The following is a 14,135-nucleotide window of genomic DNA, read 5'->3' as shown; positions in this document are numbered from 1 at the left end:
GGCGAGAAGTGAGCAAGACTGCCAGACAACTGCTGTAGTCGTACAGAAGGCCATCAATGCGGGTGTAATGACCGTTGTCGTTCCTCGTTATCGTCAGTAAACGCTGGCCTTGGTATCGAACAACACTATTGAGACCAGGAATATTTGAATAATTTAGATATCTTACAAAAGTTAGAAAATCCACATTATCCAAAAGTCCAAGGTAATGTAAAGAGTCTGTTGAGGGTTTTCTGTCGTGTCGGTGCCAACAATTCTCCCTCTTGCGTGCTATCAATGAGCGTCTACCCCAACAGGGCGTTCAACGTCCGTTTCCGGGGTGAAATCAGCGATAGCTCGCAGATTGCAGCCGACCGACTACTGACTGGTCATCCAAGACTCCACGAATTCACCAAAAACTCACTTCGAACGCGCTTCTTCAGGACTGGACAGTTGTCGGTTACTACCGGGGTCAGACTGACCGAGCTCTGACTTTCTGAGTCTGGTGACGAAGACTGCACCGCGGGGTGTATTGTCTTCGACCCAGACATCACCGCCGTAGTCGCTCACGATTGTATCGACAAGGTACAGACCGAGCCCCGTCCCGGGGCTCTCAAAGCCCTTCTCACCGCGGCCGAATATCTCGTCTTTCCGGTCGTTGGGGATACCGGGGCCGTTATCAGCGATTCTGACGAGTACGGTGTCCGGTTGCTCTTCGACTGAGATGGTAACTCCCGGTTCTGGGGTATCGTTGTGGCGAATTGCGTTTGTGAGTAGGTTTCGGAAGACGGTCCCGAGCATATCGTCGGCCATCACCGAAACATCCGGTCGTTCGTCTGGAAGGTCGACGACGGCATTGGGATTCCCCTCGATAATCTCGTTTGCTTCGTCCCAGAGTACGCCTCCAATCGACGTTGGGTGGGCCGTCTCCTCATCTTCGAGCATCGTCTTCATGAGGTTCCGGACGGTGTCAGTGAGTTCGGCCGTATGTTCACTGTTCCGAATAATCGTCTTGAGACGTTTGCTCACCGCCTCATCGTCGACCATCTCGTCCACGAGGCGAGCGTTTCCAAGCACGACAGCCGTATCGTTTCGGATATCGTGTCGGATGATTTGATTGAGAAGTCGAAGTTTCTCGTTCTGGTCGAGAATCATCTGTTTCTGTCGGTGGAGGTCCGTAACGTCGCGGAAGACGATTACCCAGCCAACCACCTGATCTTGGCGGGTAAGTCGTTGAGACCGAACGCTGAGAAACATCGGTGTTCCGTCGTCGAGGGTAACCCGGACGCTGTCGTCGTGTGACGTCGTGAGGTCGAATTTTGGGGAAATTTTCGTGATGGGGTCGCCGACATCGGCAGCAAACTGTTCGAGGAAGGACGCACCCTGGTTGTTGACGTGGACGATTCGCTCGTTCGGGTCGAGGACGAACACACCATCTGGTGACGCTTCCATCGCAGTGGTGTAGGCGAGAGGCGGCAACTCGAGGAATCGGTATCTGAAGACGGCAATCCCGATTGCCAACGACGTGACGGCCGCAGATGTTGGGACGAGATTCACACCCTCAGGATTGAACGGTGGCACGCCAAGCGACGAAAAGAGCGCGAAGATGAACGGTGCTGCAATACCGATGCTGACCAGTATCGCCTGTTGGATGTACGAACGACCCAGCCGAAACGCCTCGTAAAGAATGATTCCTACCGCTGCGGTAGAGAGAACCGCATTGTAGAGGAGTTGCAACAACAAGTGGGCAGGCCCGACATCGACGCGGAGGAGTACCAGTCCGTTCGACTCGATGAATCGCGGTGTTTCGATGGCAAGGTCGCTCGGATTTGTAAATAGAATCACCAAGAAGACAAGCGGGATGCTCAGGACTGTCACAATGTGTCTCGGACGAATTCTCCGAATCCGGTCCGTATGGACGAGAACGAAGAGAAACACGAGCGGTCCAAGCGGTGCGACTCCGAGATAGAGGAGTTTGTAGAACAGGAGTTTCACCGCCGGGGTCGTGTGCAACAGTTTGAGGGCCGAAAATCCGGTCCAGAGGACGAGCCCAACATCTACCGCAAAGAACGCCGACAGAACCGGTGACCGTCCCTTCGTCCGCATGTGGTGCAGGCTATAGATACCCAAAAGTGCGGAGACGACCATCGCAAAGAGCGTCGGGAGTGCGAAAACCGTGTATTGCCAGCTCATATTTCAAAAAGCCTAAGTGAAGGTCCCGAAGCCATGAACGGATGTTTTGAGCCGATTCTGATGCATAAAAATACCTGTTCAAACCGACGTACTGTTCGAATTTCTGCGGAGATAGTACATCAATCGAAGTCCCAACTGACAAATATTGCCGCGCCGACAAGGTGCCGAATGGAAACTCTCCTGGAATCACAACGTTACCGGAATTTAAATCGACTCGACAGCACCGCTTCAAGCAGATTAGTCCTCGCGTCGACCGACACCGCACGTGACTCACACCGAAGTGGGAGTGTCCCGGGTTCGAACCGACTCGTACCGTCTGGACGAACCACATCGAAAGCCTTGCCTGGAATCTCGAATTCGACTGTCGTCTCCTCGCCAGCGTCGGGCGAGGCCGCATGAAGTCGACGAGTTCCTCGACAGGAGTTACAACAGAGCATTCTCGACTGCCAAACAGCTGGACAATCTCTTCACCCGCTCGGTTGGCGTGTTGTAAGCGTCATAGATTGAGGGAACCGCCGTTCGAGACCAGTTCGTCAGCACAGCGAGGTTGTGGTACTTAACACGCGTACGAGAGAGCGTGCCGAATTCCTACGCGGATTTATAGTGTTGTCGAGGAGAACGAGGCCCAAGAACCCGACTCAAGCGGGGTCGTGTCAGTCTGAGTTTGCGTTTTCTAGTGTTTACGGAGAACACATCAATTATTTAATATTACTACATATATTGTTGTCTGTGTCAGACAATGAGGATTAGCGAAATGACGTGCTGCTCGAACGCGATGCAGATGAATTGTATATCGCTATATGGAATGGGGCCGCAACCTTGGGGGTTTGATTTTGTCGCGTGCCTTCGTTTTACGCTGCTTCTTGGTAATTCAGCTATTGTCTCGTAGTCTTCGAATCCTTGCCAGAAATAAGAATTCGAAATGTTCTTTGAACACAGAGATCCAGAACTAACAGACTGTACCTATTGCGTCGTTGTTGGTTCTGAACAGAAGGCCCGCACCAATTCATCCTCTGAGGTTGTGAGATCGCACAATAACTCCAGGGCCGTCGGCCGTAGAGCGCACCATACTGCCGCCATGGGTACAAACCCTCTGTGGGAGTTCCCAGTCTCCAAATCGGTTCTAGCATTGTTATAGTATACCACAATCATATATGATTGGCTGAATTAATATAATTTAAATATAGATTTAAATTTCCACAAAATGTTTATTGTCAATCGGATGTTAGCACGCGGTGGAGTCACTCACTAGCGGCGACCAAATCACGAGTGACTCCAGAGGAAACCATGAAACAAAATAGACGTGAGTACTTACGCAACGCGTCAGTGCTCTTCACATCGATTGCTGGTGCGAGTGTCACAGTATCAGGGGCCGAGTCACCACCGCAGTGGGACTCCGACACGACGTACACAGGTGGTGACCGCGTTGTTCACGAGGGTTACATCTGGGAAGCGAAGTGGTGGACCCACGGCACCGAACCAAGTACGAAGACCGGAAACCCCTGGAAGCAGATACGTGAAGAAGGTGGTGGTAGTGGTGAAGAACTCAAGGCCGTCATCGAGATGAGCGCTACGACAGTCACCGTCGACGAAGATGTGACCCTCGACGCCTCGAAGTCGACCGGCGACATTGACACCTACGAGTGGACGGTCGACGACAGAGACCCCATTACCGGCGTCGAGACTACGGTGAGCTTCGACACCACCGGTGACCATACTGTCACGTTGACAGTGACGAACACTGACGAGGATACCGCGACCGCCGAGAAGACAGTCACCGTCGAATCAGACGGTGGGGGGTCAGGAGACCTCACACCCGAGACGACGATTAAGGAGTTCTTCCCGAAATACGAGGACCGGTACATCCCGGATATCTTCCTCGACTTCATGCCCGGGGAGAACGATGGCGGGCACGGAAGCCACGGAGGTCACAGTACTACCACGGTAAAATGGACCGACGCGGAGAAAGCAGCCGACTTCAACGTTGACCTCGACGCGATCCGCAACAACGTCTCCGATGGGTCACTGACGTTTGACTCACTCGGAACCCAAGCACTCGACTGGGCCAAACAGTTCCGGTCGAAGGGGCTGCCGGACCACGCCATCGCCCAACTGCTGCCGCGGTTGATGCTCTTGCCCGACAAGACCGAGGACCCGACTTTCCAAGGCCCCGGTCGCGCCGAGGCTTGGGACGAGACTGCCGGACCGGTCCCGGCCAGTAACGACCCCTCGCTGTTCTACCAAGAACAGTGGCCTACGGACGCACGAAATGAGAAAGAAGAGGAGGTCAAAGAGCGTGACCGAGTGTACTTCCAGGCGAAAAACGACCCCGCTTGGTCGGACGACTTCGAGTACATAGACAACTACGACAGCGCGCTGCTCGACACCCTTCAAAACGATACCCATCCAGCCACGGGTGACCCACTGGGTGGCGACCGATTCACTGCGAACGCACCCATGGAGGCGAACGCCGAAATCCACGGGAGCGATTGGTTCTGGCATCAAGTCCTGCTGTTCAAAAATACCAGCCCCGTTCCGTACCACCTTGACGGAGCCGTAATCTGGTGGCTCGGTCCGGCGAACTTCGGCAAGACGATGTCTGCCGGTGCGTACAACAACGAACAGCGACCGAGACCCGGATACGGGCACCCTCAACGTGATATCATCGAGATTACGCTCGAAGATAAACACGTACCAGAGGATTACGCCGACATCGACTCCACACTATCTGCCTACGCTGTCCGGCTTGCCTACCACGACTCGCCGTACAACATGCGGACCGCCTACCCCGGTCAGTACTGGTCGATCGAAGTCAGCGTCGGCGAACCGCTCACGAACAAGTTCGATACGCCCGAAAAGCGCCAGCGCGTCGTCGACATGATTGCCGAGACGGCCCACGTCGAACTGGAGACCGATATGGACCTCAACGACGACGTCGTCGATGCCATCGAACTGTACAACCGCGTCGGCAACTAACGGCAAGCGGTAGTTCGCTGGCACGGTCTGGTTAGCACCTCCTCGACCAACATCCGTCCATCAGTGCGTGATGCGGTCGGGGACGAATCCATTCACAGAACCGTTCGCATCTCGAACGGGCGTAGTTCGACAGCGTTCACGATTTCGAATGACGAACAGCGAAACGGCAATAGAAATATTAGAATAATATCATTTACAAGAATACAATTGTAATTGCTAGTCTCGTTGCTAGAGCCACTCGAACCAGATGACCAGGTTTGAACGGGGTGTAACCGCCGATTTTAAATACGGATTCTCATACGACGTGTATTTTTTATATAGTGGCTGCAATTATCCGCCAGAATGTGTTCGCAATACGACAGAGAATACGGTGACCGAGGAGGTGGTGAACTCTCGAAATCTCGTTCGAAGCAACCAGCGGTCGAGGTTTCCAACCTTACAAAACGCTACGGGGATGGAGAGAATTCCGTCGAGGCAGTAAGTGGAGTTACGTTCAGCATCGAACAGGGGTCTATCGTTGGAATACTCGGACCAAACGGTGCTGGAAAAACGACGTGCATCAAATCACTGTTGTCCCTTGTCGTGCCAACTGAAGGGACGACCAAAGTGGCAGGAGTAGATGTACAGCGGGACACGAGTACGGCATTCCAACGGATAGGAGCAGTTCTCGAGGGGACCCGAAACATCTACTGGAGATTGACTGTTCGAGAGAACATGCGTTTCTTCTCGGCAATTGCCGGACGAAATCCGGATACTATGGACCAACGGCACGAAGAACTTCTGACGAAGTTCAACCTCAAAGACAAAGAGGACACTGTCGTACGCGAACTATCCCGAGGTCAAAAACAGAAAGTCTCAATCGTGTGTACGCTGGCACGCAACGCTGAAGTCGTATTCCTCGACGAACCGACCCTTGGATTGGACGTAGAAAGCTCGATTGAACTTCGGAAAGAACTTCGAAATCTTGCAGACGAAGAGGGGATCACAGTCGTCCTTACGAGTCATGATATGGACGTCATTGAGAGTGTGTGTGACCGGGTGATTATCATGAATAGCGGGCAAATCATCGCAGACCGGCCGGTTGCAGAGTTGCTATCGGTGTTTACTACTCAGAAGTACAAAATCACAACCAAAGCTCCTCTCGCGACCGAACTCTACGAACAACTTGTGGACCAGTACGGGTTATCGAAACAGACGGAGGCAAACTCCAATGTGTACACGATTCAGGTCACGGGCGAATCGTTCTACGATGTCGTGAATCTACTTCAGGAGTACAACGTTCGGATACAGTCGTTTGACGCGGTTGAAGTTGCTCTGGAGGATGTCTTTTTACACCTGACGGGCGACGGAATGGACGAAACGGACACTGGTCAGCGCTTGCTCACCGAGGAGATAGCACATGAGTAATTCAACAGAGAACGAACGGAGTGAAAGACAAACTCGAAGAGAAGACTCACCTGATGGGTTACACACACTATTCGTTGAGATAGTCAAGATGCAATTCACTATTATGTACCGCTATCGGCTCAACTTCGTCGGTCAAATCGGGGGCGGGTTTCTGTTCTTTGTTATGTTATTCTTCGGCGGGTCCTTCGCGGCTAGTGCAGCTGGTGTGAGTGGCAACGCAATCGCACCAACGCTCGATGGATTCATCGTCGGCTGGTTCCTCTATCTAGTCTCCCAGTCAGCATACAGTAGTTTGCCAGACAGCGTTACTCGTGAATCAGAGTGGGGCACACTCGAGCAGTTGTACATGTCCCCCTACGGATTCGGGAAAGTCATGAGTGCCAAGATTTTCGTGAGTCTCATTCAAAGTATTTCGATTGGAGCGATACTACTTATCATGGCCTTACTGGTCACGCAGCGTACACTCTCTATCGACGTTCCGACTGTGCTCCCGGTTCTACTGTTTGGTGCTCTTTCCGTGGTTGGAGTCGGGTACGCAGTTGCAGGACTAGCCCTCATTCATAAACGAATCTCCAGCTTCTACCAGTATATGCAATTCGCAATCGCCGGCCTCGTTGCGGCACCTCTAGCAGAGATTCCGTGGCTCAGACTACTGCCGGTAGTACAAAGCTCCTCGATGTTGCAACTGGCCATGCGAGACGGCGTCCGCCTGTGGGAATTTTCCGCGGTCGAGATTAGTCTCTTGATCGGCGTTGCCGCCCTGTACCTCCTTATTGGATACGCGATATTCATCTACTGTTCTCGTATTGCGCGCCATCGAGGAGTAATGGGACACTACTGAGTACACAGTGAGAACCGGTACACAACGATACTATTTCGTGTCCGGACTGGCTTTAAGATATTTATAATTGGGATGTAGACATGAAGTCGTATGGTAGAAGCCCAATTGGGAGTACGATTGATATTCAGAAGTGTTGTTGACAAATGTATTCCAGAGTTCGAGAAACCAGTCAGACAATAATGGCGGGCGTATTTACTGAGGAGTTCAAGCGGCTCATCGTTGGACGATCACAGACACTGTTAGAGCGTGTAGAGAACCCAGATGACTTTGAAAACGCTCTTCGTGACGATTCCACAGCGGCCAAAGCGTACCAAGACTGGGAAGACGTATTCTTGCAAGAATCGATTCTCGACGCCCGCTTAGAGCAAAGTGGAGTAACGAGAGCGGACATTCGTCAGGCAGCGAAGATGGACAAACTGTCCGACAACGCCGAACTTCCCGATTGGATTTACACGCTTGACGATATCGTCGAATCGGTCCTTCAGAGAGATCCGGGAGAGCTTCAATGGTCTGAATACAATGCTGTCTCCGGTGAAGAGTACCCATTTGCCGAATTGCTCGCGGCAATCGCAGAAGCTGCTCGGGACCAGATAGCTGGAGACGAGGTCCGAGACGTCCTTTCAGATGAGGCCATCAATACAATGATGGACTGGTTCATCATACGGCTCAAGCGAAGGTTTGTTCGGATTCTATTTGTCGAATTCAAGACGTTCATCGCGAGTAGAGACCGCGATTTGGCCTTTGCGGACCCCGACGAGTTCGATGACCCGCCAACCAAATACTACGATGAATTCATTGAGTACATATTTGAAGGTGGGTTCGCGGACCTATGTCAGGAATATCCGCTGTTCGGTCGACTGCTCGTCTGTCAGATACGGCAGTGGTGCGAACACATTCAAGAGTTTAGTCAACGGCTGCAAGCGGATCGAAAAGCCCTCGAAGACACGTTCGCCGACGACGGTGAACTGGGACGCATTCAAAGCTTAGAACCGCTCGCCGACGACACGCACGGGGACGGGAGGGCCATCATGCGAGTTTCGTTCGACGCCGACGTGACAGTCGTGTATAAACCCCGGAACGTAGATGCCGGGGCCACGTTTTACAGTGTTCTCGACCGGCTGAATGCCGAACTCGACGTCCCTGACTTTTTGATTCCCACATACCTCCCCCGGGATGGGTACGGCTGGATGGAATGGATTGAATCCACTGAATGTACTGATACCGACGCTGTCGAGCGGTATTACCGGCGTGCTGGTTCCCTTACTTGCATTGCGTATCTGCTTCACTTCACCGACTGCCAGTACGAGAACCTCGTCGTCTCGGGCGAGCACCCGGTGTTAGTTGATGCGGAAACCGTCTGTGCACCTTATTTCTACACCGATAAGAGACCGTTCCCCACCGGAACGGGGGTTCTGATGAACCGGAGTGTCTTTTTGACGCTCTTGCTCCCGATGGGGTCCAGAGAAGACGACCAGCTCTCCGGCCTCGGAGAGGCAACTGCCGGTTTCAGCGTCTCTGCCGAGGAACGGGAGATAGAAGACCTCACGAACTCCGTCGTAGCCGCAGTCAATACAGATCTGATGAACGTCCAGCACGTTCCATCGAAATTCGACCGAAGTGAGAATATCCCCTCGGTAGACGGTGAAGAGTTCCGCCCAGATGAATATCTCTCCGAGATCATCGATGGGTTCCAAACGACGTACGAAACGATTATCGCCCTCCGAGACTCCGGAAAACTCTCATCGATTGGCTTACCAGATGCGTTCGAGTCCATCGAAAACCGTACTGTCTGGCGGCCAACAATGAGGTATGCGGCTTGTATCGATTCACTGTCTGCACGGTTGACGCTTCACGACGGCGCGTGGTTCGGGGCAGAGATCGAACGCCTGTCCGTCCCGTTCTTTGACGGTCGAATCGACGACCCGGATGTCTGGCCGATTTATAAATCAGAGTACCAGAAGATGTGCCAGTTTGAACCACCGAGATTCAGCTGTAAGACCGACGAAACAGCCATTCGAATGAATGGGACTGAAATCGGTGTGAACGCGGACGTCCCGGGGCTAACTGTGAGTCGAGAACGTATCGAATCAGCAGATAGAGAGGATATGCTCACACAAATCGAGTTTATTCGCGGTGCATTCGGAACAGCTCCAGACCCCAATAAATCAGAATATATCGATGTCTCGGCAACGCCCCGCCAGATAAGTGACGAGCGCCTCCGGGAAGAAGCGAGAACACTCTTCGAGTCGGTTAAATCTGCGACAGTGCAAACCGACACCGGCCAACGACACTTCTCGTCTGTTGTCCCACGGTCAGAATCGTCACGCCTCGCGCTACAACCCGGTGACCACTCTCTTTATAGCGGCCGTAGTGGCCCTGCACTTCTCGGAGCAGCGCTGTACGCCACCACTGGGGTGGACCAGTACAAGACGTTCGCACTAGAGATACTCAAAGAGACTCGCAAAGCAGTCCGCGCCGAAAGTATTTCACCCGCCCTGTATATGCACGGCGGCACGAACGGTCTCGGTGCTGTCGCTTACGGTCTCGCAGTTGTCGGTGAGTTGGTCGACGAGCAGACGTTAGTCGAAGACGCTGCACGAACAGCCGAGTTCGTGACCGACGAGACGTTCGAAACCGATTCAACGTTCGACGTTTCCGGCGGGGCCGCAGGAACGATACTCGGCTTGCTTGCAGCAAACGACCGCCACAGTTCGGAGAGCCTCGTATCGGCGGCAAGAAAGTGTGGTGAGCACCTCTTGGTAAATCGTGTCGAAACTGACGATGGGCTTGCGGTGTGGCAAACGCTAGACGATTCCCCACCGCTCACTGGATTTGCCCACGGCGCTATCGGAATCGCATACGCATTGATTCGACTCGCTGACGAGACCGGCGAAGAAAAATATCGAGATGCGGCTTACGAAGCACTCGAATTCGAATCACGGAAATATTCAGAGTCGGAGCGCAACTGGCCCGATAACCGAAGTTGGTCGAACAACCGGTTCCACGACCAGTGGTGTTACGGGCGAAGCGGCGAAGGGCTCGCACGGGCAGGCATGGTAAACTACGACGACGGAGAGATACTGACGAAGGGACTCAAACGTGCAGTCGAAGGGTTCCCACAGCGAGGTCTCAAGGAGTACGACCACCTCTGTTGTGGTGAAACTGGACGTGTCGAGTTCCTCCTTGAAGCAGAAAGACTCGGAGAGCTACCGGATGGAGGCGCAAGAGAACGGATTGGTGCAATCGTCGACCGGAAGGACGAATCAGGGACATACCGAACAGAAGACGATGCGAATCGCATCACCAACCCGACGTTCTTCCACGGTCTCTCTGGAATCGCGTACACGATGCTTCGTGTTACTGCACCGGACCAGATTCCAAACGTGTTACGCTGGGAATGAGAAGACGAGAGTAGAATACAGCGTTAGTTTTTAACTATTCTCACCCCTCCTCAACATCGAGTGGTTCGGAAATACGCTATGTTACGGGTAGACTGGATAGACCGAAGATAAAGGCGCAAAAAGAGGCCGAAGCCCGAGATAGAACATTCCCGTATAACATAATATTTTGAGTACAATTACGGAAAAATTGAAGTAATAACCGAATGATATATAGTTTGATGTCAGCATATCAGACATCTGAATTCGGAATGGGGCACAGTAACAAGGACGATGTCCTTAAAAGCCAATTTGACGATCTCTTCGAGAAGTTCTTCGAAATCGAAGGGGTCGGAATCGAAACGACGATATTCGGGTCGTTCTCCTGCGACTGCTCTTGCGGGTCCTGTATCTGCATCACGGATACTCAGTAGGGGACACGGAGGGGACATCATAACACCTCCCGGTTATTTATATAGGGATATACCACGGGGCGAGTAGCAATAGTATTGTGGTTAGTGAAAACTACCGTTAGATAGAATAGTACTATTAGAAGAATTTATTAATGGCACACCTCCAGATGCTCAGAAGAATAGACAAGTGACACACTAGGTGATTCAACTATTATTTCTGTATTGACTAGAATGACCACCTATAATAGAATTAATACAGCATATTTAGTTCTAAATCACATAACCCAACCAATCCATCAGAGTATCTACAATATTCATAGAATGACAGACATCTACTAAACAGAATATAGAATGGTTTTATTCTCAAAACTCTATCACAGAGTTTTGAAGAAAAACTACAATACAGAGACCACAGTATACAGTAACGTAATCGCTGTAGAGAGAGTACAAATAGGGTTACCGCGCTGTAATGTCTCTCTACCCATGATAAACCAAACTGTGAGAAGAAGGACAGTGGGCTCGTGGTCCGACCCCTACTATCGAATCCCGGTTCAAGCACGTCGAACTCACTGAATAGTTCAGTTCTGACGAACTGCTAACATCTATATGCGGTCGACTACTAATAGAGGAAGATAAATTATAGTAGCGTTTGCAACTGGTGACACATCCGAGCGCACGACAGCGGTCGGTCGAGTGTGCAATGACTTGCAAGCGCTACTATAGAATGCTAAGGCGTAAAATATCACGCTCAGCTACGGGGACGACGTATCACCGGAATGCAGCCTTCGCAGTGTCCAGTAGCACATCGGGTTCGTACTGATGCGTGCTTATCGGGGGCACCTCTTTTTCAACGTCGAGGAACTCGTAGACGGCGACCATCGCCGAGCGAACCGAATACTCGACAGTAAACACGACATCATCGGGCACTTCGGCGAACTGGCCGATGAATGCGAGATTGTTCGACCCCGCAGGGATGACGTCCGGGCGGTCGCCGGGTACCCGCGGCATGAACTGACTGGTGATAAACGGCATCATGCAGGGGACACAGGTCGAAGTTTCACGGAGTTCATCGAAGTGTTCGGTGTAATCGAGGTGGTAGCAGAGTTCTTCGAGGAGTTCCTCACCCGTGCAGTCTTCCATCTTCTTCTCGACGTAGTTCCCTTTCTCCTCGGGGAAGAGTCCGTATCCCCAGACGACTTTCACGTCGTCCGGCTGGTTTGCGAAGTGAGGCTGGGCAGCAGTGACGATGGACATGAGCCAGTTCGACTCAGTAAACGTCACGAGGGCGTTACCGGGCTCTTCGCGAGTGACTTCGACGATGTGTTCGAGGAAGTCGGGTTCGCGGAGCGTGAGCGTGAACGACTCCCACTTCGATTCGGGGATATGGTCGGCGAACGCCTCGGGTGTCCCGAGTTCGGGGTGGTCCTCGGCGAGTGATTTCCACAACTCGAAGGACGTCCCGCTGGACTTGAGGTCGGGAGCCTCCGTCATCGACCCAAGACTCAGACCGTCGGTCATCGAGCCGTTTGTGACGAAGACGAAGTCCGCTGGGTCGACGGTAATCTCTTTCGCCGTGCTGTCAGCACCCTTGTAGCGAATTGCCTCGACGGTCTTCCCCGAGCGCCCCGGGACAACATCGAGATCGGTCACGGTGTGGTTGGTACGGAAGTCGACGTCACGGTCATCGAGCCACCGACGAAGCGGGCGGACGATGGAGTCGTACTGATTGTATTTCGTACGCGCGACGCCGCTGAGCGTGTGCAGGCGAGGGAATTCCTGCGTGAAGCGCTGCATATAGCGGCGCATCTCCGCGACGCTGTGCCACGGCTGGAAGGCGAACGTCGTCGCCCACAGGTACCAGAAGGTCGTATCGAAGAACGATTCGGAGAACCATTCTTCGATTCGAGTGTCGCCGAGTTTCGCCTCGGGCGTAAGCAAGAGGCGAATCATCGAAAGACGGTGTTCGGTCTCGAAGCCGTAGGAGGAGACATCGAGTATCTCCTGGTCCGAACCCACGAGTCGCGCCTCGGCGTACGTGTCGTGCCGTTCGTTGAACTCGTCCATCTCGGCCTTGATGCTGGTGTCAGGGTCCTCAAGCGATGGAATCGAGTCGAGGAGGTTCCACGTACACTCGTAAGTCGGGAAGTTAAACATGCGGCCACCAGGAAGGATGTAGCCCTCCTCGGGGACGCCCCGACCGTCGAGTGCACCGCCGAACACCTCCCGTTTTTCGAGGATATGAACGTTCTCACCGGGCATTCCGGCATCGCGAACCAGAAACGCGGCCCCGGCGAGAGAAGCGATACCGCCCCCGACGAAGTAGGCCTCCCGCTCCGCAACAGCCGCCTTCTGTGTGTCGGAATCACTCATAAGCTCGTCCTCCTGTTCGATATGGACGTAATCTGTGCGTGCACTACATTCGAACGCTGAATCCCAGTGTTAGACTGTATTTGTTTAGTCATGGTCTCTTTTCGGCTGAATATCGGTGTCATAGATGTATAAACTAACGTCGAATTCTCAGTTTATGGGAGAGAAGGCGTTAGGGATAGGCTCGAACGTCGCATACAAAGTGTGGTAGGTGACGGTCTCCGTAGACTCATCTGGCGACTTCATTACTGGTCTCGAATTCAGCCGTGACAAGGAATGAGAGTACACTCGATTACGGCGGTTGTGACGGATGAATAACCGAACTACGTCAAAAAACAGAGAGGAGTCGATCCGTAATTCCACTTAGCCCCAGCTCGAGAAGGGACTGCAGGTGAACCCACATCCGTCGCGGTGGTCCGCCGTGACTTCGGACACGTCGTCGACAGTCTGCATGAATTCGTTGTCGTACTGCTCTTTGCTACCAGCCTTGTTATCAAGTGCAACTGACATTGCAAAAGTAATTCTCGACAACATACATGTTAAATCTTTATATGTTTTGTAATTCGTTATATTTTTGCTAACTTC

General features: G+C 52.6%; 7 protein-coding genes. 4 read left to right on the top strand and 3 right to left on the bottom strand.

What is annotated here, in order from left to right:
- Positions 1-396: 396 nt before the first annotated feature.
- Positions 397-2,169, bottom strand: a complete 1,773-nt coding sequence (locus HFX_RS16025) for a histidine kinase N-terminal 7TM domain-containing protein (protein WP_004056305.1) — start codon at positions 2,167-2,169, stop codon at positions 397-399.
- 1,287 nt (positions 2,170-3,456) lie between these two features.
- Here HFX_RS16025 and HFX_RS16020 point away from each other — a divergent pair.
- From HFX_RS16020 to HFX_RS16005, 4 genes are all read left to right on the top strand, one after another.
- A complete protein-coding gene (locus HFX_RS16020; protein ID WP_014732662.1) occupies positions 3,457-5,145 on the top strand; it encodes a PKD domain-containing protein in 1,689 nt (562 codons plus the stop codon).
- 342 nt (positions 5,146-5,487) lie between these two features.
- Positions 5,488-6,552, top strand: coding sequence for an ABC transporter ATP-binding protein (locus tag HFX_RS16015; protein ID WP_014732661.1), 1,065 nt, complete (start codon positions 5,488-5,490; stop codon positions 6,550-6,552).
- Positions 6,545-7,393 carry an ABC transporter permease gene (locus HFX_RS16010; RefSeq protein ID WP_014732660.1) on the top strand — a complete coding sequence of 283 codons (849 nt, stop codon included), beginning with the start codon at positions 6,545-6,547 and terminating at the stop codon, positions 7,391-7,393. The genes HFX_RS16015 and HFX_RS16010 overlap by 8 nt, the downstream gene beginning before the upstream one ends.
- Positions 7,394-7,572: 179 nt before the next feature.
- The gene (locus tag HFX_RS16005) at positions 7,573-10,794 is read left to right on the top strand and encodes a type 2 lanthipeptide synthetase LanM family protein (protein ID WP_004056313.1); all 3,222 of its coding nucleotides are present in this window, start codon (positions 7,573-7,575) and stop codon (positions 10,792-10,794) included.
- Between the two features lie 1,157 nt (positions 10,795-11,951).
- Here the strand turns inward: HFX_RS16005 and HFX_RS15995 are convergent.
- Together HFX_RS15995 and HFX_RS19810 are read right to left on the bottom strand one after the other, a co-directional pair.
- Positions 11,952-13,553, bottom strand: coding sequence for an oleate hydratase (locus HFX_RS15995; RefSeq protein ID WP_004056315.1), 1,602 nt, complete (start codon positions 13,551-13,553; stop codon positions 11,952-11,954).
- 360 nt (positions 13,554-13,913) lie between these two features.
- Complete coding sequence (locus HFX_RS19810) at positions 13,914-14,060, bottom strand: hypothetical protein (RefSeq protein ID WP_155844699.1); 147 nt, start codon at positions 14,058-14,060, stop codon at positions 13,914-13,916.
- Positions 14,061-14,135 lie beyond the last annotated feature (75 nt).

Origin of the sequence: Haloferax mediterranei ATCC 33500, from assembly GCF_000306765.2 — an archaeon.
Lineage (GTDB): Archaea > Halobacteriota > Halobacteria > Halobacteriales > Haloferacaceae > Haloferax > Haloferax mediterranei.
The sequence above is the reverse complement of the archived record's forward strand: the minus strand, read 5'-3'. Positions and strand labels throughout refer to the sequence as shown.